This window comes from Teredinibacter waterburyi, from assembly GCF_001922985.1.
In the GTDB taxonomy this organism is placed as follows: Bacteria; Pseudomonadota; Gammaproteobacteria; order Pseudomonadales; family Cellvibrionaceae; genus Teredinibacter; species Teredinibacter waterburyi.
The window spans coordinates 217,015-239,019 of the sequence record NZ_MRUH01000168.1 but is presented as its reverse complement, the minus strand read 5'-3'; the positions used below and the strand labels follow the sequence as shown (position 1 = coordinate 239,019).

Below are 22,005 nucleotides of genomic sequence, written 5' to 3'. Positions count from 1 at the left end.
AAGCAGGACACCTCCTGCTTTGTCAATTGACTAAAACAATACTCGGCAACGAATGGTGCCAGCAATCTCCCGCAATTGCTGTACAGCCACCTCACTGTATTCACTTTCTACATCAATCACCACATAACCTACTTTTTCGTTAGTCTGCAAATACTGGCTGGCGATGTTAATGTTGTTAGCTGAAAACACTAAGTTAATCGCGGTGAGAACACCTGGGATATTCTGATGAACATGTAGTAAACGGTGCACATTGTGATGGCTTGGCAAAGCAACTTCAGGAAAGTTAACCGATGATGTAGTGGTACCATTATCAGAATATTTAATTAACTTTTCAGCCACTTCCACACCGATATTTTCCTGCGCTTCCATGGTCGAACCGCCAATATGCGGCGTTAGAATTACGTTATCAAAAGCTCGCAGTGGGCTGACGAACTCTTCGGCATTACCTTTCGGCTCTACCGGAAATACATCGATAGCCGCACCCGCTAGATGCCTTGACGCCAGTGCCGCAGCAAGCGCATCGATATCGATTACAGTGCCGCGTGAAGCGTTGATCAAAATACTATTGGGCTTCATCGCTGCCAGCTCAGCCGCAGCAATCATGTTTTTTGTCGCTGGCGTTTCCGGCACATGCAAGCTAACGATATCAGACTGCGACAACAGCTCGGGCAGTGTTTTACACTGCGCAGCGTTCCCCAGCGGCAACTTACTAACCACATCGTAGAACAGCACATGCATACCTAAACCTTCGGCCAGCACGCTAATTTGGCTACCGATCGAGCCATAACCAACCAAGCCCAAAGTTTTGCCGCGAATTTCAAATGACCCATCGGCAGATTTACTCCATTCGCCGCGATGACAGCCAGCATTCTTGGCCGGTATATCGCGCAACAAAAGAATCGCTTCGGCGATAACCAATTCCGCAACACTACGTGTATTCGAAAACGGCGCGTTAAAAACGGCAACGCCATGCTCACCAGCCGCCGCCAAATCAACTTGATTAGTGCCAATACAAAAGCAGCCAACACCTATTAACTTTTGCGCATGGGCGAAAACATTTCGAGTTAGCTGAGTACGCGAACGCAAACCGATAAAGTGTGCGTCTTTTACCCGCTCGATTAATTCGTCTTCGGCCAACGCCGTTTTTACGTAATCAATATTGGTGTAACCGGCATCGTGTAAACTGGCCACGGCCGTCTGACTTACACCTTCAAGTAATACGAATTTAATTTTGTCTTTACCAAGGGAAAAATGTGAGGCCGCCATTTGAATTCTCGTTTTAATTCGAAAGTGATAGTAGTAATCGCAATTTGAAAAAAATCAATCAAGCTTGCATGGCGCGCAAGGTTTGCACGCCGGTTGAAGTGCCGAGCAACAATACATCGGCTGCACGCAGCGCAAACAAGCCGTTGGCAACAACACCAACAATTTGATTGATTGCTGTTTCCAGTGCGATTGCATCGTGAATTTGCATGCCGAACACATCCAATATTTGATTGCCGTTATCGGTGGTGCAACCCTGCCTATGAACCGGATCTCCGCCTAGCTTAACAAGCTCGCGGGCAACGTGAGCGCGCGCCATCGGGATAACCTCAACCGGCAGAGGGAACTTGCCTAAGGTTTCAACCCATTTGCTTTGGTCGGCGATGCAGACGAACTCGTCACTGCATGCGGCGACAATTTTTTCTCGTGTTAGCGCCGCGCCACCGCCCTTAATCAGGTGCAGCTGCGCGTTCGACTCATCGGCGCCATCGACATACACCGCCAATCGATCCACTGCATTTAAATCGTAAACCGGTATTCCGTGCTGTCGCAAACGCTCAGCAGAGGCTTCTGAACTCGCAACGGCTCCGTCGAATAGCCCCTTATGTTCAGCGAGACTATCAATAAAGTAATTTGCAGTTGAACCCGTACCGACGCCAACAATCGTGTTCCGCTCTAATCTCGGTAATATGTAGTCCACTGCGGCCTGTGCTACGGCTTGTTTAAGCTGGTCTTGATTCATCTTGAGCGGACCTTGATTAATGGCGACTTTTATTCGCAAAGGGTTAGAAACAGGCCTAAAACCAGGCAATGCTTTCGGCTTGCTTTTCACTTAGTACCGAGCAAAACCGATACGGACTAATGTCGTATCCTAACCTTGGAGCGGCATTTTACAAAATGCCGCTCGCGCACGCATGTATAATTCGCACTCTTATCGCAATTAACCCTAAAGCCCATGACTTGCCGGGGCCCATCCATTAACATGGCGACTGATTTTTAATCACCTACAGCTCCAACGGCTTCATCATGTCGTGTAATCAACAACGATCGAATACCAAGCTATTGCGACTAAACAAAAACCACGAAAATCAAGCAGACCCAAATTTATGCCCCAGTCCTATATCAAGCGCATCCTAGATGCCCGAATTTATGACCTTGCCGTTGAAACACCGCTAGATGCAACGCCGCTTATCAGCAGCCGCACAGGCAACAAGGTCCTGTTAAAACGCGAAGACCTACAACCGGTGTTCTCGTTTAAAATTCGCGGGGCCTACAACAAACTACTGCAACTCAGCGATAAGCAGCGTGCCGGTGGCGTGATTGCCGCCTCGGCGGGCAATCACGCACAAGGGCTCGCTCTCGCAGCTCAACACTTGGGCGTAAGTGCCACCATCGTAATGCCGCGCACCACCCCTGCCATCAAAATCGAAGCGGTCAAACGCCGTGGCGCCAAAGTAGTACAGGTAGGCGACACCTATGACGAGGCCTCCACCTTCGCCAAGAATCTCGTCAAAGAGAAAGGCATGACCTACGTCCCCCCATACGACGATGCCGACGTCATCGCTGGACAAGGCACGGTGGCAATGGAAATCCTACGTCAGCACACGGGTAAAATTGACGCGATATTCATACCGGTTGGCGGCGGCGGGCTCTGTGCAGGCATGGCCGCCTATATCAAATTTGTTCGTCCCGAAATCAAGGTATTTGCGGTTGAGCCGGTTGATGCCGCCTGTTTAAAAGCCGCACTCGAAGCCGATCGCAGGGTCACCCTTCCGCAAGTGGGTATCTTTGCAGACGGTGTAGCCGTCGCTCAAATCGGCAAAGAAACCTATCGAGTCATTAAAGAAACCGTGGATGGTGTTATCACCGCCTCGGTAGACGAGATCTGTGCGGCGATTAAAGATATTTTTGAAGATACCCGCTCCATCGCTGAACCTGCGGGCGCGCTCTCACTGGCAGGGCTGAAAAAATATGTCGCCGATACTGGGGCCAAAAACCAGACTCTAATCGCAATCGACAGCGGCGCCAATACCGACTTTGATCGACTACGCTATATATCGGAACGCACCGAGATAGGCGAAAAGCGAGAAGCAATTTTCGCCGTTACTATTCCAGAACAGCCAGGAAGCTACAAAAAGTTTTGCAGCTTGTTGGGCAAGCGCTCGATCACCGAGTTTAATTACCGTTACGCCGATAATCGCGACGCCCATATTTTTGTTGGTATGCAAATTTCTCCAGCGAAAAATGATCGCCAAGAAATTATGAAAACCCTGACTGAGAAAGGCTACAAAGCCGTAGACATGACCGACAACGAGATGGCCAAGCTCCATATTCGTCACATGGTCGGAGGCCATGCACCGCAAGCGCAAAATGAAATCGTCTACCGATTCGAATTCCCAGAGCGACCCGGCGCACTATTAAACTTTCTTAACAAGTTAGCGGACCAGTGGAATATTTCGATGTTTCACTACCGTAATCACGGCTCGGCGTATGGTCGCGTACTAGTTGGAATGCAGATTCCAAAGGGGGATCGCAAGCGCTTGGAAGCACTGCTTAAAGATTTAGGCTACAACTATTGGGAAGAGACTCAAAACGACGCTTATCAATACTTTTTAAGCTGAGTAATTACTAGACCATACAGCCCGCGGCTAGGCCAGCCTAGCCAGCGAGGTATGGCTAAAGACAGTCCTGACTAAAGATCAATTGGTCGCGGCATCGGATTGCTTTTCCAGCTCCTCGCCGCGTTTGTAATCGAGCAAATCATCATCGTAACGTTGCGCGACTTCGGTTTTTTCGTGCTTACGACTTTCGAGTAGCTCGTTGGCAATTTCCACTTCTGCGCGTAAATCGCTCAACAGGCTTAAAAGGTCCTCCGGTACTTTTGTTCCGCGCCGCTCGTAACCTGCCGCCTTGTCCATAACCTTTTCTATCTGATTGTCGAGATTATGAATATTACCTTTCAAAATTGAAATATTGGTGTCGATATTCGCTAAACGACGCTTCTTAGCCCCTAGAATCTCGCGGCTGGCACTGTAGCGACGCTTCAACTGCGCATAGCGCTCGCGAATGGATCGCTCCTCAGCGTTGCGCGCAAGCTCTTCCTCGGAGGGCGCGGGTGGCACAACCTTTACCACCTGACCAGATGCATTCAGCACTTCGTAGCCCTTTTGCGCATATTCAGATGGGATAGTACTGTTTAACACCTTTACGCCACCCTCATCGACATAGCGGTAATAAACGTGCTGGGCTTGTGCTTGTGCTGCAGCCAAACAGGCTAACACCAGTAGCAACCGCCCGAGAAATACAGACGCCGTCCGCGCTAACACTGCTGATAAACTAATCGAAGCTAAATTCATCTACTCTGTACCATATTGTTCGCGATAACGCTGAACCTGTTCCAACGTCTTTTTGTCACCTGCTCTTTCAAGATAGGCCATGATATGACTTAGGTCGACAATACTGATCACAGGAACTCCAGTTGCCTGCTCTAACTCTTGAATTGCCGACAGCTCGCCCTGCCCCTTTTCCTGTCGATTTAACCCAATAATTACCGCCGCTGGCGTAGCATTCGCCTGTTGAATTAAAGACAACACTTGGCGTATCGCAGTTCCAGCGGTTATCACATCATCGACAATCGCAACTCGCCCTTGCAGTGGCGCCCCCACCAAGGTACCGCCTTCGCCATGGTCTTTCGCTTCCTTGCGGTTATAGCACCAAGGTAGGTCGCGCTGATGATGGTCCGCAAGTGCAATACTGGCCGCCGCCGCCAAGGGTATACCCTTGTAAGCAGGGCCAAATAACAAATCGACCTCAACGCCAGAATCTACCAGCGCCTGCGCGTAGGCTCTACCGAGCCGAGCAATTTGCGAGCCGGTGCGAAACTGGCCCGCATTAAAAAAATATGGGCTCACGCGGCCAGATTTTAAGGTGAACTCTCCAAAACGGAGTGCGTTGCTGGCAATCGCCATGTCGATAAAGTCTTGCTGATACGGCTGCATCAAGGCTCCAATGTTGCATAGTTTAAAGAGGACTTCGCCGCTATTCAGTGAAATAGTTGCGCTAGTTAATAGACAGACGGGATCTTTTTGGCGTGCCAGTCCCTACTTCGGGGAAATAAGCGTCTATTATAAGAACAAGACCCCGTTGCGGCTAACAATAAATGACGGAACCTGAACCTTAGATGAAACTTGTGATATTTGGTGTCACCGAATTAAAAAGATCGCTATCATACCAACTCGCTATAACGAGGGTGGTATGAGAGTAATTAGTCTTAGCGTAGATGGAATACATCAGGCGGCACAACGAGGTCTATACGATTGGATCGCAGAGCAGGACGCTGACATTATTTGTCTGCAGGATTTGCGTGCGCTCGAATACGAGCTAGATGCCGACATTTTTCACCCCGACGGCTATTTTGCCTATTTTTTTGATTCAGGTATTAAGCACTACAATGGTGTCGCGATATACACTCGGCACCAGCCTAAGGCATTGATTTATGGTTTAGGCTTCGCCAGCGGCGTCGATATGGAAGGTCGCTATTTACAAATAGACTTCGAGCGCTATTCCATCGGCTCCCTGTTGGCGCCTTCGGCGATGTCGGAGCACGAATCGCAAGAAGTGAAAATAAAATTCTTTGACGATTTCCAGGCCCTGCTTCATAAAATCACGCGCAAACGTCGCGATTTCATATTCTGTGGCAACTGGGCTATGGCCCATACCAGCAAAGACGTCGAGAATTGGCAGAAAAATGACAGCCAGTCCGGCTTTTTAGGGCACGAACAGCAATGGATGAATCAGCTTTTTAAACAGTTGGGTTATGCCGACGCATTTCGGCTCGCGGTGCCGGATGACGGCGAATATAGCTGGTGGCCTACGGGTGAAATCGGCTTGGGTGACGGCTGGCGCACCGACTATCAAGTTATCTCTGAAGCGCTTGGTCGACGCGTAGAATACGCCGCAATCTATAAAACGCGACACTTTTCCAGCCACCTACCTGTCATTGTTGATTACGATATCGACGATCTCTAAATGACTCCAATAACTTAACCCTTCGCTTAAATAGCCTAGGGTTAAGTCATTAAAAGCTATGTCATCATGGGATAACTTAGTAAACATCTCACCGCAACAACGACTACTTCTACACCTAACGCAGCGCTAGAGCATCTTTAGCGCGCGCTACCGCCTTGCGCACCTGTGCTGGCGCCGTGCCACCAATGTGGTCGCGGGCAGCTACAGAACCTTCCAGTGTCAGCACATCAAACACATCCTCGGCGATCACATCTGAAAACTGGCGCAGCTCTTCCAAACTCATTTCCGACAAGTCTTTTTGCTGTTGTATACCATAGGCTACAGACTTACCCACAACTTCATGAGAATCGCGAAATGGAATGCCTTTGCGCACCAAGTAATCGGCCAAATCGGTCGCGGTGGAAAACCCGCGCTTAGCCGCTTCGTACATTACCGCTTTGTTCGCGGTTAAAGCAGGAATCATATCGGCAAAGGCTCGCAAACAATCTTTGATCGTGTCTACGGTGTCGAATAGCGGTTCTTTATCTTCTTGGTTGTCTTTGTTGTACGCCAGCGGCTGAGACTTCATCAAGGTTAGCAACGAAATTAAGTTGCCCGTGACACGCCCCGTTTTACCGCGCACTAACTCCGGAACATCTGGGTTTTTCTTTTGCGGCATAATTGATGAGCCGGTACAGAAGCGATCGGGCAAATCGATAAAATTAAATTGCGCCGAAGTCCATAGCACCAATTCTTCACTGGCGCGCGATAGGTGAGTCATCACCAGTGCGGCAAAAGCGTTGAACTCAATAGCGAAGTCACGATCGCTAACCGAGTCCAATGAGTTGCGCGTTGGCGCGGCGAAGCCCATAAGCTCTGCGGTTTGCTCGCGGTTGATCGGGTAGGTGGTGCCAGCCAGCGCAGCCGCACCCAACGGGCTTTGGTTTAAGCGCGCGCGGCAATCCACTAGGCGACCGTAATCGCGATCCAGCATTTCGTACCAGGCCAGCAAATGATGGCCGAAGGTAACCGGCTGTGCCGTTTGTAAGTGTGTGAAGCCCGGCATAATGGTCTCGGCTTCGCGCTCCGCCAACACCACTAAACCGCCCTGTAGGCGGGTTAATTCCAAGGCAATCGCGTCGATTTCATCGCGCAAATACAAACGAATATCGGTGGCAACCTGATCATTGCGCGAGCGCCCGGTATGTAACTTTTTACCAGTGATACCAATGCGCTTGGTTAACTCGGCTTCGATATTCATATGCACATCTTCGAGCGCAATCGACCAAGTGAAGTTGCCGCTATCGATGTCGGCTCGAATAGCTTCCAAACCACTAATAATGGTATTTTTCTCGTCTTCAGTGAGAACACCAACCGAGGCCAGCATGGTCGCGTGGGCAATTGAGCCGTTAATATCGTGATGATAAAGGCGCTGATCGAAAGTAACTGAAGCCGTGAAGCGCTCCACAAACGCATCGGTTGCTTCGCTAAATCGACCACCCCAGGGTTTTACAGAACTGTCATCTTGGCTCATAGTAAATTCGAAACCTGTATTTGAGAGTAAGCGCGCGCATTATACAGAAGCCCTAGCCGCGAGCACACTAACGACCGTCGCAATCGTGAAAACAACCGGCACAGCACCGACCGACAAAGGTGGAAACTAAACCAAGCCACCAAATTCGCTCATTTACGTCAACAATAATTAGAAACAGCAATGACCACAGAAGCAAACAACAATACCACTAGCGAACAAGAGCTACTCAACGAGTTCCTGCCCGACTTGTGCAGCGTTCAACCGGTGCTGGCACTGGTACTGGTTAGCGAGCTGGTCATCGCTGGTTTGCTGCTCGGCACCACAGGGCTCGCCGAGTTTAACTTCAGTGACTTCGGTTTGATCTCAATGCGGGTGCAATGGATCGTACTCTGCAGCGCCGGTGGCTTGTGTATGTTGCGGCCGTGGTTTCGACAACAACCGGTTATTGTTGCCGGTACCGTTAGTTTTGGTCTCACGCTAATTATTACTGGAATATTTGTCGCGCTCAGCCATTGGCTGTTAGAGGGTAACCTGCAGAATCTCAACGATGAACTGCTCTCTTGGATTTTGATGGGGGCAGTGTTCGGTGGCATCGCCCTGCGCTTTTTGTTCTTACAACAACAGCTTCGCAACCAGCAACGTGCCGAGTTACTCGCGCGACTACAGGCCCTGCAGTCACGAATTCGCCCGCATTTTTTGTTCAACAGCATGAATAGTATCGCCAGCCTTATTGCGATCGACGCCACGGCGGCGGAACGCATGGTTGTCGACTTAGCACACCTGTTTCGCGCTAGCCTCAGTGAGAGTGGACTAGTATCGCTAAGTAATGAGCTAGAGCTGTGTGAACGCTACATTGGCATCGAACAATTACGATTAGGACAGCGCCTCGAAGTCGAATGGCGTTATCAACAACAAGATCAAGACAAGGTAATTGCACCACTCAAGCGAGACAACACGCTGCTGCAACAACTCACCATTCCCAGCTTTTTACTTCAGCCCTTGGTCGAAAATGCGATTTGCCACGGTATCCAGCCACTGCAGCAGGGCGGCCGAATCAGTATCGAGCTGGTATTAGATGCGCACAATGTCACCATCTGCATATCCAACCCAATGCTTTCGGCCGATCAAAAACGCAACGCACATATGGACAACAGTGGCAACGGCATGGCGTTAGACAACATTAGAAATCGGCTAGCCGCCTACTATGGCGATAAAGGCGAGTTGAAAGTCGTGCAGCAGGCCGAAGAATTTAGCGCTATTGTCCGCTATCCTGTGGCGCTTGCTGTCAAATAAGCCAAACTTAAACCGAACTGGAACTCGAAAGGAATCCGCAATGCATATATTGATCGTCGACGACGAACCGCTTGCACGTCTGCGGCTAGAACGCATGATCGACAGTATCGAAGGCTATGAAGTCGTGGGCAGTGCCGATAATGGCGCCGACGCTATTATCGCTATCGATAAGCTCGACCCCGACATCGTCCTACTCGATATTCGCATGCCTGGCGAAGGTGGACTGGAAGCTGCCCGCAAGATTGCCCAAATCCCAGAACCTCCTGCGGTTATTTTCTGTACCGCCTACGACGAATACGCCCTAGAGGCTTTCGAAACCCTCGCGGTTGGCTACCTCTTAAAACCAGTTCAAGAGCAGGCGCTGATCAGCGCACTGGATAAAACCCGCAAACTGAACAAACTGCAACTTTCCGCCGCCCGCCTAGAAGAACCAAAAGAAACCACAACCAAGCAAAGCCAGAGGCAAAATATTAGTGCGAAAACCCGCCGTGGCGTAGAGCTTATCCCGCTGGAGAGCGTTTATTGCTTCATAGCCGATCAGAAATACGTCACCGTGCTACACGCAAACGGGGAAACGCTAATCGACGATACCTTAAAAGAGCTCAGCGACGAGTTCGGCGAGCGCTATGTGCGCGTCCATCGCAACACCTTGGTTGCCGTAGAGCAGATAGAAGGGCTCGAGCGCACCCATAACGGCCAGTACGAACTGCGGTTGAAAAGTACCGACTACCGACCAGTTGTCAGCCGCCGTCATGTTGCCAGCCTTAAGGAGCTACTAACCGCGCTCTAATGATGTCCTTGGCTTAACCTCAAATCCACACAGTCTCACGCCAGCTTAGGACTAGACCTACCAACACCTTTTTGCCGGCACACTTCAAACCGAAAATCGCCAGTCGGGCAAACGCCACCGACTGGCGCAGCCTCACGTTCATCTGCGAGCCCTTTTGTGGCTGTGTTACTATTGCTGCCAAACTAACCCCCCGTACAAGACCCAAATGGGGCTTTGTGCGTATTGCTGGTATTCACGCAGACGAGGACGCCAGCACCCGTTCCGAGGATTCAATTTCGTGAGTAAAACCCTTCGCATTGCTACCCGCAAAAGTGCTCTCGCACTTTGGCAGGCCGAATACGTAAAAAGTCGATTAGAGCATTTTCACCCGCAACTGACTGTCGAGCTAGTGCCACTCACCAGTCGAGGCGACGTTATTTTAGATGTCCCCTTAGCAAAGGTCGGCGGCAAAGGTTTGTTTGTTAAAGAATTGGAACAGGCGATGCTCGATAACGAAGCTGATATCGCCGTGCACTCTATGAAAGATGTGCCAATGGAGTTCCCAGAAGGGCTCGACCTAGCGGTAATTTGTGAGCGCGAAGACCCTCGCGACGCGTTTGTCTCCAACCGCTACCCCAACATCGACGCTCTGCCACCACGATCCGTTGTCGGCACATCCAGCCTACGCCGCCAATCTCAGCTGCTGGCGGCACGCCCAGATTTAGAAGTGACCTTTCTACGTGGCAACGTTAACACCCGCCTCGCAAAACTAGACGCAGGTGAGTATGACGCGATTATTTTGGCTGCAGCCGGCTTGATACGCCTAGAGATGGGCGATCGTATCCGCAGTTTTATAAGCCCAGAGTTTATGCTTCCCGCTGGCGGCCAAGGCGCTGTGGGTATCGAATGCCGCAGTGCCGACAGCGATGTCCTAGAGCTGCTACAACCCCTTCACCACACTGAAACAGCCCTGCGAGTTAGCGCCGAGCGCGCGCTAAACAAACGTCTTAATGGCGGCTGCCAAGTACCGATAGGCGCCTATGCACTGTTAGAGGGAGAGCTTCGCGATCAAATTTGGCTGCGCGCACTGGTCGGCGACCCCGACGGCAGCAAAATTATTCAACATGAATCGCGTGGACCAGCGAAAGACGCCGAACAACTCGGTATAGACTTAGCTGACACCCTGCTCGCCTCCGGTGCCGACATCATCCTAAACAAGGTGTACAACAGCTAATGTCTAGCGAGCGCGCCTCTGCACAATTACGGGTTATCGCTACGCGGCCAAAAGAGCAAAATGGCGGCTGGATCAAACAGCTGCAAATGCACGGGTTCGATAGTTACAGCTTACCGCTACTCGAACTCAGTCCAGTAAAATCTGTGCAACAGCGGCAAGCTATTAAAAACTTGATTCTCGAGCTGGACAGTTATCACGGCATTATATTTGTCAGTCAAAATGCGGTAGCTTACGCCTGTGATTGGATTGAAGACTACTGGCCGCAGCTACCCATCGGCCTCGGTTACTTTGCCGTCGGCAGCAAAACCGCCAGTGTTCTGCGGAATCGCTTGCAGCTAGACGCCATTGCCGCAAACAGCAGCATGGATTCCGAAGCGTTGCTGTCACGGCCAGAATTGCAGGGCAATAGAGTTGCAGGGCAAAAGTTTATGATCTGTCGCGGTGTTGGTGGTCGCACCACACTCGCCGACGTGCTGACGAGTCGCGGCGCCGAAGTTCACTACTGCGAACTCTACCAACGGCAGTGCCCGCAAAGCGCAGCGAACCAGCTGACACAAGTTAAAATAGATCCACAGCGCGACATTATTGCGCTATTCAGCGGTGAAACACTCAACAATCTTATAGACTCAGCAAAGAGCGTAACCGCAAAATCCGATACACTTACCAGCTTGCAACGACTGCAACTGTTAGTGCCTGGGCAGCGGGTTGCACAACTGGCACGCGATGCAGGCTTTTTACGGTTAATCATTTCCGAAAACGCATCGGAAAACGCTATGCTTGAAGCACTAACACAGGCAACCAAAACCAATTAACGACTCTAATTAGCTACAATCACTAACCACAATTATTACAGACAATAATTAACATAATAGTTAGCCACAAAACTTAGCCCGTACATCAGCCCTTTACATTGGCCCCTATAATTCCCGCGAGAATTGCGCAATGACCGACAAAAAGACAATCACATCCGACAGCGACGAATCTAGCGCAAACGCAGCCGGCTCGAATCCAGCCGCTATTGATAGCGCCTCTGCGCTAAGTAGTGATACCGAGGCAACTACAACGCCGGAACCGGAAAGTAAAACCGACAACCTCGCCGGTACAACAGCCAAGACCGAAGCTAGCTCTAAAACGTCCAGCGCGACAGAAAAGAAACGCCCTCGGGCTAGTGAAAATAAAACCGCTAAGGTACAAGCTGACATCAAAGATAGCGCTCCCGGTACAGGTATCATCAAAAACATCATACTGGTCTTATTCATACTACTGCTGATCGTCGCCGGCGCATATGCGGCCTACTGGTACGGTCAGCAATACTGGCAACAACTGCAACAAAAAACCGGTCAATACCAACAACAAATCGAAACACTGCAACAGCAACTTAATGCCCAAAGCCAAATATTAAATCAACTCAAAACCCAACAGGCGCAACAAGATGGCTCCCTATCGGAACGCCTCGAACCATTCAACCAACGCCTTAACTCCGCCGAACAGCGCCTTGCGGCACAAAACAAGCGTCTGCTCTCCATGTCGACGGTTACTCGCGAAGACTGGTTACTAGCAGAAGCGGAATACCTGTTAAAACTCGCCAATCAGCGCATCCTTATTGAGCACAGTGCCGAGGGCGCTGAAGCACTACTAACTGAAGCCGACGCGATATTACGGGATCTAAATGAGCCTGATCTGTTCCCACTGCGACAAGCCGTGACCCAAGATCTAGCCGCTCTGCGACTTACCAACAAAATAGATGTTGAAGGTATTTATCTAACGCTACAGGCGTTAATCACCAAAATGCAGCGCCTACCCACCCAACCAACACGGGATCAGGTATTAACCAATATCGCTGCAACCGAAATAATTTCGGCGACGAATAATGGTTCAAGCACTAACGCAAACAATGCCGTGAACGATAAAAACTCGTCACTATGGACTGAAATAAAAACGGGATTCACTGAATTTGTTGGCGCACTGAAACAATACGTCCATATTTACAAGCACACAGAGAAGCCGGTCGCCATGTTGCCGCCGGATTCAGCGCAATACCTACAACAGAACTTGCGCTTAATGCTGGAACGCGCACAACTCGCGCTATTGCGTGAACAAGTCACCATCTACCAGCAAAGCCTACAACAAGCGGACCAATGGATCGCGGACTTCTATCCAGCGTCTGAACCCGTTGCACGATTTCGTCAGCAGCTACAGGAATTAGCGGCAAAAGAAATTGTAGCCGAGCTGCCCGACATTACTCAGTCCCTTGAGCTTTTGCACAGTTATATCGAAGCGCTACATCAATTGCGCGGCGCCAAGCCTTCTGCAAGCGGGGCAAATTAAACCCATGAAACGACTTTTTCTCTACACAGTTGCTTTTTTTATCGGTGGAATATTTCTAATCGAATTAGTTAGGCGCGATAGCGGCTATGTGCTCATTAGCTTGGGCGATACCACCATCGAATCGAGTTTTTGGTTTGCGGCCATAGTCTTTATTGCAGCACTATTGCTCTTTAAATTTGGTTTGCGCATCGCCGGAAAAACATTGCGCTCGATTGGCGAAAGTTTTTCACTGATTAGCGAAAGCCGCCAAAAACAAGCACAACGTCGTACTAATAGTGGTTTGATTCATTACATTGAAGGCAACTGGCGCGCAGCAAAAAAAGATTTACTGAGCGCGGCAAAATATAGCGAGCAGCCGTTAGTACATTACCTAGCCGCAGCCCACAGCGCCCAACAAATGGGCGACAAAGATGAAAGCCAACAATTACTTTTACAAGCCGAACAAGTCGCGCCAGAAAATTCACTCGCCATTGCATTAAGCCAAGCAAAAATTTACATCGCTGACGAGAAATTTGAACAAGCGCTCGCCACTCTAGAACGTATTCGCGATCAACATAGTCAGCACCCAGTGGTGCTAGACTTGTTGCGCCAGGTTTACACACAACTACACGACTGGCAGGCCCTTAGCTCTCTGTTACCTCAACTTCGGCAAACCAAACTCTATTCAAGCGAACGCCTAGCCGCATTAGAAATTGAAGCGCACTGCACCCATTTAAACGAAGAGAATAAAATGGGCAACACGGATACCCGCCTGCAACGTATTACCGCTGTATGGCAAAAAATTCCGAAAGCCTTACGCAAAGAACCCGCACTAGTTGCAACCTATACCACAATACTCATTGCCGGAACTAGCGATCAAGATCAACATGAAAAAGCTGAAATATTGTTGCGCCAAACACTCAACAAAAATTGGCAGCCGTCTCTCGTTCAGCTCTATGGACGCACCAAGCCAAGCCAAGCAAGCGAACAAATGCTGGTAGCCGAACAATGGTTGCGCGCCCATCCCGGCGATGCGATATTACTGCAGGCACTAGCGCGTATTGCGATGCGCAACCAGTTGTGGGGCAAGGCCCGCGGCTATTTTGAAAATAGCTTACAACTACAAGAAAAGCCCGAAACCTATGCCGAACTTGCCGCCTTGTTAGCACAACTTGGTGATCACCAAAAAAGCACCGACCTCTATCAAAAGGGATTACTCCTTAGCACCCATAGCGCCAGCTAAGCGTGTAACCAGCCATCACTCATTCGTAAATTTAAAAGTGTATTAATATGAAAAAAGATCTTTCCAATAAATGGGCTTTTGTTACAGGCTCAAGTCGCGGTATCGGCCAACAAATTGCCTTGGGGTTAGCGCAGCTAGGCTGTAACGTGATTATTCACGGCCGCAATCTCGACAACACACAAAAAACGCTAGAGCTATTAGCGCAATACCCTACCAAAAGTACCGCAGTTGCCGGAGAGTTAGATAGCGCCGCGAGTGTCGCAGCACTAATTTCTGAAGTTCGAAAAATCCAGCCGAATATCGATATTCTCTACAACAATGCGGCAATAAGCTGCACCTCCACCCCTGTATTCGAATTTGATATGGCTGTGTGGGAAAAAGTTATGCAAGTCAATGTACTGGCCCTTGCGCAACTTTGTAATGCCTTTGGCCCAGGTATGAAAGAACGCAACTGGGGTCGAATTGCCAACCTATCATCGGGCATCGCCGACCAACCGAATTTAGCGCCTTACAGTGTTTCTAAAGCTGCTGTAGACAAATTAACTAAGGATTTGGCTTTCGAATTTAAAGACACAGGCGTACGAATCAATTGTATTGACCCAGGCTGGATTCGTACCGACCTCGGTGGGCCAGATGCATGGGAAGCTGTGGAATCAGTTTTACCCGGTGTAATGGCGCCACTCATCATTGCCGACAACGGTCCCAATGGCGAATATTTTTGTGCGCAGGACTATAAATTTTTCGACTAGCCCCGTTTATTCGACGAACACTTACTATGTGTTTATTTCAGCAACAAAATAAAAACTGACAATCGACCTTAGGAAATCCCATGAGCGATTTACCCAACTGCCCCGCATGCAGTTCCGAATTTACCTACGAAGATGGCTTGCTATTCGTTTGCCCGGAGTGTGCTCACGAATGGCCGCAGGACGCCAGCGAAAATGAAAACGTCATTAAGGACTCAAACGGCAACCCACTTACAGATGGCGACACCATAACCGTAATCAAAGACTTGAAGGTGAAAGGTTCATCGTTAGTTGTGAAGGTTGGCACTAAGGTAAAAAATATTCGTTTGGTCGAAGGTGATCACGATATTGACTGCAAAATCGATGGCATCGGTGCGATGAAACTTAAATCCGAGTTTGTTAAGAAGGCTTAAATCTTTGTAAGATTTCGCTAGGCAACCTACTTATCCAAGCCGTATCCCACATCCAATGCACTAGAACATTAAATTCTTAACTGTAGGGATGTGGGTTTTAAATCGCTAACGACATTAAATTAGACCTAAAAATTACAACTCTCATCACAAGGCCGCGTAAGTTTTCTAGGCTCCACCACCCTATTTAAAGATTGCCAAAGATTCCCAAAGACCATCTATTTTTTCTTTTACCTGCTTGTCCATTTCGATCGGGCGACCCCACTCTCGCGAGGTTTCGCCTTCCCATTTATTGGTAGCATCAATTCCCATTTTCGAGCCCAAGCCAGAAACAGGCGAAGCGAAGTCAAGATAATCTATCGGTGTATTGTCGATTAACGTGGTATCGCGGGTAGGGTCCACCCGTGTGGTAATGGCCCAGATCACATCCTCCCAGTTGCGCGCATTCACATCGTCGTCGGTAACAATGACGAACTTAGTGTACATAAACTGGCGTAAAAAAGACCACACACCTAACATCACTCGCTTAGCATGACCAGGATACTGTTTCTTGATGGTCACAATTGCCATGCGGTAAGAACAGCCTTCTGGTGGCAAATAGAAATCGACAATTTCAGGAAATTGCTTTTTCAGTAATGGGACGAACACTTCATTTAGTGCGAGGCCCAAAATAGCGGGCTCATCCGGCGGGCGACCGGTATAGGTGGAATGGTATATCGGATCTTTGCGGTGGGTCATGCGCTCAACGGTAAACACCGGAAACTGATCAACCTCATTGTAGTAGCCAGTGTGATCTCCGTAGGGGCCTTCGTCGGCCATTTCGCCAGGCGCAATATAGCCCTCAAGAATAAACTCCGCCGACGCAGGAACCTGTAGGTTGTTGCCAATACTTTTAACAACCTCCGTTTTACTGCCACGTAATAAACCCGCAAAGCCGTACTCACTCAAGGTATCGGGCACTGGCGTTACGGCACCAAGTATTGTTGCCGGGTCAGCGCCGAGGGCTACCGATACAGGGAAATTTTCGCCGGGATGCTTCTGCTGAAATTCACGAAAATCCAGTGCGCCACCACGATGACTTAACCAACGCATAATCAGCTTGTTCTTGGCAATTAGCTGCATGCGATAAATACCGAGGTTCTGCCGATCCTTCTCGGGGCCACGCGTTATTACTAAGGGCCAGGTAATTAACGGCGCAACATCGCCAGGCCAGCAGGTCTGAATCGGCAACCGAGTTAGATCAACCTCATCGCCGCTTAACACCACTTGCTGACACGGCGCTTTGCTAACCTCTTTAGGCGCCATATTCAAAACTTGTTTGAAAATAGGCAGCTTATCCCAAGCGTCTTTCATTCCCTTTGGTGGCTCGGGCTCTTTTAGAAACGCAAGCAACTCACCCACTTCACGCAACGCCGCCACGGACTCTTGCCCCATGCCCAACGCTACTCGCTCTGGCGTACCGAACAAATTGCCTAACAGCGGAATATCATAGCCTTCAACATTTTCAAAAAGTAACGCTGGGCCACCGGCGCGCAGAGTGCGATCGCAAATTTCAGTAATTTCTAAGTTGCAGCTAAGTGGTTGTTTAATTCGCTTTAGCTCACCGCGCTTTTCGAGCAAGTGAATAAAATCTCGCAGATCTTTAAATGCCATAGTCTTTTTACTGTGTCTAAATGAAAGTTAGTACCCATTGTTTACTAGCCGTTAGTTACTGCTCAGCTAATTACTCTTTAGGTCATGACTAGAAAAGCAGGTAATTCTTGCAAATGATGGCTGAAGTATAACCCGCCGCTATTAGTCCTGCGAGCAGGGCTGAAGAAGGTCACCTACGCAAAAACGCCGATCACTATTTCTAGAGATCGGCGTCAAGATCAGTCTATTTGCCACAACTGGCAGACTAGAGGCTTATTTAGACTTCATCGACAAGAAAAACTCATCGTTGGTCTTAAAGCCTTTTAAGCGATCAGATAGGAATTCCGTTGCATTGGTATCTTCCATTTCGTGCAACAGTTTACGCAGAATCCATACCCGCGAAAGCTCTTCTTCACGCATTAGCAAATCTTCACGACGTGTACCAGAGCGGCGAATATTAATCGCTGGATAAACACGTTTTTCAGAGATTTTACGATCAAGGTGTAATTCAAGATTACCTGTACCTTTAAACTCTTCGTAAATAACTTCGTCCATTTTAGAACCGGTATCGATCAACGCCGTAGCGACAATCGAGAGACTGCCACCCTCTTCGATATTACGTGCAGCACCGAAAAAACGCTTCGGGCGTTCAAGTGCGTGAGCATCAACACCACCGGTTAACACCTTACCGGACGATGGAACAACGGTGTTGTACGCCCGCGCTAAACGCGTAATCGAATCAAGCAGAATTACCACGTCTTTTTTATGCTCAACCAAACGCTTAGCCCGCTCGATAACCATCTCTGCAACCTGCACGTGGCGTGAAGGCGGCTCATCAAACGTAGAGGCCACTACCTCACCGCGTACCGAGCGCTGCATCTCCGTTACTTCTTCTGGACGCTCGTCAATCAATAGTACGATAAGGTGGATTTCTGGATTATTACGCGTGATCGCCTGAGCGATATTTTGCATCATAATCGTTTTACCGGCCTTTGGAGGCGCCACAATCAAACCGCGCTGACCTTTACCGATAGGTGAAATTAAGTCAATAAAACGGCCGGTAAGATCTTCTGTAGAACCGTTACCGGTCTCCAAGACAAGACGTTCGGTTGGGAAAAGAGGGGTGAGGTTTTCAAATAGAATTTTGTTGCGGGAACTTTCGGGCTTATCAAAGTTAATTTCATTAACTTTCAAAAGTGCGAAATAGCGTTCGCCTTCTTTAGGTGGCCTAATCTTGCCAGAAATTGTGTCGCCAGTACGCAGGTTAAAGCGACGAATTTGACTTGGCGAAACGTAGATATCATCTGGCCCCGCTAAGTAGCTCGCGCCAGCGGAACGCAGGAACCCAAAGCCATCTTGAAGGATTTCTAACACTCCGTCGCCGTAGATATCTTCGCCACTGCGTGCGTGTCGTTTTAGAATGTTGAAAATCACATCTTGCTTACGCGAGCGAGCTAGGCTTTCCATGCCGTTCTCTTTTGCGATTTCAATTAGTTCTTCGATAGGTTTTGTTTTTAAATCGGTCAGGTTCATAAATGTTTTACTACGGTGGGCTGAAAGCGAATGGCGATATGCCAAAATTCTGTTGGTTGTTCTACTGTTTGTATAGTTTTGACTCAGACATTTGAGGTGCTCGCTCCAAATTACCAAGGGCGTAACACCAAACTCTCACTTTAAAGCTGCCGCATCGAAAATGACCGAGGGCGTAACGTAAGAATAGTAGAAGGTAATCTGAATGGACAATTATGCTCGTAAATTTCCGATCATCGGGTTGCTATAAGTCGGGATAAATTTGACTGCAGGGAGTATGAGCGGAGGCGCAATTATGCGAGACAATCGCAGTATAGCCACAAATTCACGGTGTTGCAAAGAGTTAAAAAAAGATACTAAAGGGCGCGCGAAAGCTTATCGCACGCCCAATCTGGGTGCTATAGATTAGATTCGATAAACTCTTTTAGTTGCGCCTTCGACAAAGCCCCAACCTTAGTGCCTTCGGCGTTACCGCCTTTAAAAATCATCAGGGTCGGAATGCCGCGAATGTTAAATTTGGACGGTGTCTCTTTATTTGCATCAACGTCCATTTTGCAAATTTTAATCTTGTCACCATACTCTTTCGACAACTCATCCAACACTGGAGCGATCATTTTACAGGGGCCACACCAAGCTGCCCAAAAGTCTACTAGTACGGGGCCATCGGCCGACAGTACGTCTTGTTCAAAACTTGCATCGCTAGTGTGCAGAATTGCGTCACTCATATCTTAATTCTCCATGAGGAAGTTGAAGCGGGGGGAGTAATAATAAGGATAGCTGCTGCCAGTAACAAGGCCCAGATCAAATCTCAGCTATTTTCGCGTATATGCCACCAAAATGGCGCCGTTTTTTGTGATTTCAAGGCTCAGCGTCACGTCGAAGCTGTGTTTTAGGTAGCCAAAGAGCGCAATAATTCGGCTTGAACAGAAATTGCAGGGCCGTCAACATCGCGACCAACCCGAACATAGGTTCCGTCGGAACGCAGTTCCCAGCTTTGCATGTTGTCATCTAAACACAATCGCAGGTCATTATAGACACGCTCTGCCATCGCGGGCTGGTCGATTGGGAAGCACGTTTCAACCCGATGGTTCAAGTTTCGCTCCATCAAGTCCGCGCTCGCGCAATAAACCGTATATTCCGCATTGGAGAAATAATAGGCCCGCGTGTGCTCCAAAAAGCGGCCAACGATTGAACGGACTCGAATATTATCAGAAACTCCGGCAATACCAGGTCGTAAACAACACATTCCACGAACAATTAAGTCGACTTTTACGCCAGCCTGAGACGCTTTGTACAGGGTCTGGATCACCTTCGGCTCGGTTAAGCCATTACATTTCAAAATAATATACGCTGGCTTGCCGTCTTTGGCTGCCTTTATTTCACCATCAATCAAACGAATCAGCTGTCTCTTCAGCGTAAACGGCGCGTGATAAAGCTTTTTCATCCGCTCAGTTTTACCCATTCCCGTCAGCTGGTGGAAGACGCGGTGAACGTCCTCGCACAGTACGGGGTCTGCAGTTAGCAGCGAATAGTCGGTATAGAGGCGCGCGTTACCTGAGTGATAATTCCCTGTTCCAAGGTGAACATAGCGCCGCAGCAGGTTGCCCTCACGGCGTACTATCAGAATCATTTTGGAGTGGGTTTTGTAGCCAACAACACCGTAGACAACTACAGCACCGGCTTCTTGTAAGCGGCTCGCTAGCTCTAGGTTTTCCTCTTCGTCAAATCGTGCTCGCAACTCCACAATTGCGGTGACTTCTTTACCATTGCGAGCGGCGTCTATAAGGGCATCGACTACTGACGACAGCAACCCGCCTGAGCGATACAGGGTTTGTTTGATGGCTACAACCGCAGGGTCTTTCGCCGCCTGACGTAAAAACTGAATAACGGGCGCGAAGGATTCAAATGGGTGTAGCAGTAGATAGTCTTTGCGCAACACTGCGTCAAATATATTGTCTTTTCGCGTTAAGCCTTTCGGCATACTCGGTGTGAATGGAGGGTAAAGCAGGTCGGAGCGTCCAACAATCGAGGGCACATCCATTAACCGCTTCAAATTTACGGGGCCATTCACTCGGTACAGATCACGCTCGGTTAAACCAACTTCTTTCAATAGAAAGTCCGTTAACTCGGTTGGGCAGTTGTCGGCAACTTCGAGCCTAACGGCGGTGCCAAATCGACGTGAGTGAAGCTCACCGCGCAGAGCGCGCGCCAAATCGGCTATACCTTCTACATCCACATCGAGGTCGGCATTGCGAGTAATACGGAACTGATAGCAGCCCATCGCCTGCATGCCGGGAAACATTTTTTCTGCGTGGGCGTGAATCATTGACGACAGAAAAATAAAATTATGCCCTGTTTTGCTAAGTTCAGGCGGCAATAGAATAACCCGCGGTAGAGTGCGAGGTGCTGGCACAATCGCGTAGTTGAGGTCGCGACCAAACGCATCCTTACCTTCGAGCTCAACAATGAAATTTAAACTTTTATTTACCAACCTCGGGAATGGGTGAGCGGGATCAATGCCAATCGGGCTGACAATCGGCAACACTTCGTTGTCGATAAAGTTCTCTACCCACACCGCCTGCTCCGGCGTCCAATCTTCACGACGCAGAAATGAAATCCCCTCCTGCTCCAGCTCTGGGATCAAAATATCGTTCAGTATCTGGTACTGCTGCTCAACGGTTTGATGACAAATCTCGCTAACCAGACGCAACGTCTCGGCAGGGTGGATCCCATCCAAACCGGTGGTTTCTCGCTCGAATTGAATACTCTGTACCAACCCAGCGACGCGTATTTCAAAAAACTCATCGAGATTGGAGCTGAAAATCAACAGGAACTTTAGCCGCTCGAGTAACGGATGGCTGGTATCAAGCGCCTGGGCAAGTACTCGCTGGTTAAAAGCCAAATGGCTCAATTCACGGTTGATATAGAGTTCAGAATTATCCAATACCACGGCTTCCGGCTCAGCTGCGGCAGTCGCAACCGAGGGAACAGTGGCAATAGGTGTGATATTCGAATCAGACATCGATGTAATCCAAAT

At 49.1% G+C, this 22,005-nt stretch carries 19 protein-coding genes; 10 read left to right on the top strand and 9 right to left on the bottom strand.

Going from position 1 to position 22,005, the window contains the following annotated elements; genetic code table 11:
* Positions 1-30 precede the first annotated feature (30 nt).
* Together serA and rpiA are read right to left on the bottom strand one after the other, a co-directional pair.
* On the bottom strand, positions 31-1,266 hold the full coding sequence (serA, locus tag IDZ20_RS15150; protein ID WP_188152290.1) for a phosphoglycerate dehydrogenase: 1,236 nt from the start codon (positions 1,264-1,266) through the stop codon (positions 31-33).
* Positions 1,267-1,324: 58 nt separating this feature from the next.
* Complete coding sequence (gene rpiA, locus IDZ20_RS15145; protein WP_188152289.1) at positions 1,325-2,005, bottom strand: ribose-5-phosphate isomerase RpiA; 681 nt, start codon at positions 2,003-2,005, stop codon at positions 1,325-1,327.
* Positions 2,006-2,369: 364 nt separating this feature from the next.
* Between rpiA and ilvA the strand changes: the two genes are divergently transcribed.
* Positions 2,370-3,884, top strand: coding sequence for a threonine ammonia-lyase, biosynthetic (gene ilvA, locus IDZ20_RS15140; RefSeq protein WP_188152288.1), 1,515 nt, complete (start codon positions 2,370-2,372; stop codon positions 3,882-3,884).
* 78 nt (positions 3,885-3,962) lie between these two features.
* Here the strand turns inward: ilvA and IDZ20_RS15135 are convergent, their stop codons facing one another.
* Positions 3,963-4,619 (bottom strand): DUF4124 domain-containing protein, encoded by a 657-nt coding sequence (locus IDZ20_RS15135; protein WP_188152287.1) that lies wholly within the window; start codon positions 4,617-4,619, stop codon positions 3,963-3,965.
* Complete coding sequence (pyrE, locus tag IDZ20_RS15130; protein ID WP_188152286.1) at positions 4,620-5,261, bottom strand: orotate phosphoribosyltransferase; 642 nt, start codon at positions 5,259-5,261, stop codon at positions 4,620-4,622.
* A gap of 256 nt (positions 5,262-5,517) precedes the next feature.
* On the opposite strand from pyrE, the gene IDZ20_RS15125 reads away from it, so the two are divergent.
* On the top strand, positions 5,518-6,291 hold the full coding sequence (locus IDZ20_RS15125; protein WP_188152285.1) for an exodeoxyribonuclease III: 774 nt from the start codon (positions 5,518-5,520) through the stop codon (positions 6,289-6,291).
* Positions 6,292-6,406: 115 nt separating this feature from the next.
* Here the strand turns inward: IDZ20_RS15125 and argH are convergent, their stop codons facing one another.
* Positions 6,407-7,804: an argininosuccinate lyase gene (gene argH / locus IDZ20_RS15120; protein ID WP_188152284.1), complete on the bottom strand. Its 1,398-nt coding sequence runs from the start codon at positions 7,802-7,804 to the stop codon at positions 6,407-6,409.
* 180 nt (positions 7,805-7,984) lie between these two features.
* On the opposite strand from argH, the gene IDZ20_RS15115 reads away from it, so the two are divergent.
* The 8 genes from IDZ20_RS15115 (at position 7,985) to IDZ20_RS15080 (ending at position 15,809) form a co-directional block, all read left to right on the top strand.
* Positions 7,985-9,097 (top strand): sensor histidine kinase, encoded by a 1,113-nt coding sequence (locus IDZ20_RS15115; protein ID WP_188152283.1) that lies wholly within the window; start codon positions 7,985-7,987, stop codon positions 9,095-9,097.
* 40 nt (positions 9,098-9,137) lie between these two features.
* Positions 9,138-9,887 carry a LytR/AlgR family response regulator transcription factor gene (locus IDZ20_RS15110; protein WP_188152282.1) on the top strand — a complete coding sequence of 250 codons (750 nt, stop codon included), beginning with the start codon at positions 9,138-9,140 and terminating at the stop codon, positions 9,885-9,887.
* Positions 9,888-10,164: 277 nt separating this feature from the next.
* Entirely contained in the window at positions 10,165-11,100 is a 936-nt protein-coding gene (gene hemC, locus IDZ20_RS15105) for a hydroxymethylbilane synthase (RefSeq protein ID WP_188152281.1), read from the top strand.
* Positions 11,100-11,912 carry a uroporphyrinogen-III synthase gene (locus tag IDZ20_RS15100; RefSeq protein ID WP_188152280.1) on the top strand — a complete coding sequence of 271 codons (813 nt, stop codon included), beginning with the start codon at positions 11,100-11,102 and terminating at the stop codon, positions 11,910-11,912. The genes hemC and IDZ20_RS15100 overlap by 1 nt, the downstream gene beginning before the upstream one ends.
* 130 nt (positions 11,913-12,042) lie before the next feature.
* The gene (locus tag IDZ20_RS15095) at positions 12,043-13,428 is read left to right on the top strand and encodes a uroporphyrinogen-III C-methyltransferase (RefSeq protein ID WP_188152279.1); all 1,386 of its coding nucleotides are present in this window, start codon (positions 12,043-12,045) and stop codon (positions 13,426-13,428) included.
* 4 nt (positions 13,429-13,432) lie between these two features.
* Positions 13,433-14,650 carry a heme biosynthesis HemY N-terminal domain-containing protein gene (locus IDZ20_RS15090; protein ID WP_188152278.1) on the top strand — a complete coding sequence of 406 codons (1,218 nt, stop codon included), beginning with the start codon at positions 13,433-13,435 and terminating at the stop codon, positions 14,648-14,650.
* A gap of 47 nt (positions 14,651-14,697) precedes the next feature.
* Entirely contained in the window at positions 14,698-15,399 is a 702-nt protein-coding gene (locus IDZ20_RS15085) for an SDR family NAD(P)-dependent oxidoreductase (protein ID WP_188152277.1), read from the top strand.
* An 80-nt stretch (positions 15,400-15,479) separates the two neighbouring features.
* On the top strand, positions 15,480-15,809 hold the full coding sequence (locus IDZ20_RS15080) for a zinc ribbon domain-containing protein YjdM (RefSeq protein ID WP_188152276.1): 330 nt from the start codon (positions 15,480-15,482) through the stop codon (positions 15,807-15,809).
* A gap of 180 nt (positions 15,810-15,989) precedes the next feature.
* Here the strand turns inward: IDZ20_RS15080 and ubiD are convergent, their stop codons facing one another.
* The 4 genes from ubiD to ppk1 form a co-directional block, all read right to left on the bottom strand.
* On the bottom strand, positions 15,990-17,459 hold the full coding sequence (gene ubiD / locus IDZ20_RS15075; protein WP_188152275.1) for a 4-hydroxy-3-polyprenylbenzoate decarboxylase: 1,470 nt from the start codon (positions 17,457-17,459) through the stop codon (positions 15,990-15,992).
* A gap of 252 nt (positions 17,460-17,711) precedes the next feature.
* Positions 17,712-18,971 carry a transcription termination factor Rho gene (rho, locus tag IDZ20_RS15070; protein ID WP_188152274.1) on the bottom strand — a complete coding sequence of 420 codons (1,260 nt, stop codon included), beginning with the start codon at positions 18,969-18,971 and terminating at the stop codon, positions 17,712-17,714.
* A gap of 395 nt (positions 18,972-19,366) precedes the next feature.
* Positions 19,367-19,693: a thioredoxin TrxA gene (gene trxA, locus IDZ20_RS15065; RefSeq protein ID WP_188152273.1), complete on the bottom strand. Its 327-nt coding sequence runs from the start codon at positions 19,691-19,693 to the stop codon at positions 19,367-19,369.
* Positions 19,694-19,857: 164 nt separating this feature from the next.
* A complete protein-coding gene (gene ppk1, locus IDZ20_RS15060; protein WP_188152272.1) occupies positions 19,858-21,990 on the bottom strand; it encodes a polyphosphate kinase 1 in 2,133 nt (710 codons plus the stop codon).
* Positions 21,991-22,005: the final 15 nt, after the last annotated feature.

Coding starts and splice junctions, on each gene's coding strand:
- serA (WP_188152290.1), bottom strand. CDS start 1,266: ATGGCGGCCTCACATTTTTCCCTTGGTAAAGACAAAATTAAATTCGTA.
- rpiA (WP_188152289.1), bottom strand. CDS start 2,005: ATGAATCAAGACCAGCTTAAACAAGCCGTAGCACAGGCCGCAGTGGAC.
- ilvA (WP_188152288.1), top strand. CDS start 2,370: ATGCCCCAGTCCTATATCAAGCGCATCCTAGATGCCCGAATTTATGAC.
- IDZ20_RS15135 (WP_188152287.1), bottom strand. CDS start 4,619: ATGAATTTAGCTTCGATTAGTTTATCAGCAGTGTTAGCGCGGACGGCG.
- pyrE (WP_188152286.1), bottom strand. CDS start 5,261: ATGCAGCCGTATCAGCAAGACTTTATCGACATGGCGATTGCCAGCAAC.
- IDZ20_RS15125 (WP_188152285.1), top strand. CDS start 5,518: ATGAGAGTAATTAGTCTTAGCGTAGATGGAATACATCAGGCGGCACAA.
- argH (WP_188152284.1), bottom strand. CDS start 7,804: ATGAGCCAAGATGACAGTTCTGTAAAACCCTGGGGTGGTCGATTTAGC.
- IDZ20_RS15115 (WP_188152283.1), top strand. CDS start 7,985: ATGACCACAGAAGCAAACAACAATACCACTAGCGAACAAGAGCTACTC.
- IDZ20_RS15110 (WP_188152282.1), top strand. CDS start 9,138: ATGCATATATTGATCGTCGACGACGAACCGCTTGCACGTCTGCGGCTA.
- IDZ20_RS15100 (WP_188152280.1), top strand. CDS start 11,100: ATGTCTAGCGAGCGCGCCTCTGCACAATTACGGGTTATCGCTACGCGG.
- IDZ20_RS15095 (WP_188152279.1), top strand. CDS start 12,043: ATGACCGACAAAAAGACAATCACATCCGACAGCGACGAATCTAGCGCA.
- IDZ20_RS15090 (WP_188152278.1), top strand. CDS start 13,433: ATGAAACGACTTTTTCTCTACACAGTTGCTTTTTTTATCGGTGGAATA.
- IDZ20_RS15085 (WP_188152277.1), top strand. CDS start 14,698: ATGAAAAAAGATCTTTCCAATAAATGGGCTTTTGTTACAGGCTCAAGT.
- IDZ20_RS15080 (WP_188152276.1), top strand. CDS start 15,480: ATGAGCGATTTACCCAACTGCCCCGCATGCAGTTCCGAATTTACCTAC.
- ubiD (WP_188152275.1), bottom strand. CDS start 17,459: ATGGCATTTAAAGATCTGCGAGATTTTATTCACTTGCTCGAAAAGCGC.
- rho (WP_188152274.1), bottom strand. CDS start 18,971: ATGAACCTGACCGATTTAAAAACAAAACCTATCGAAGAACTAATTGAA.
- trxA (WP_188152273.1), bottom strand. CDS start 19,693: ATGAGTGACGCAATTCTGCACACTAGCGATGCAAGTTTTGAACAAGAC.
- ppk1 (WP_188152272.1), bottom strand. CDS start 21,990: ATGTCTGATTCGAATATCACACCTATTGCCACTGTTCCCTCGGTTGCG.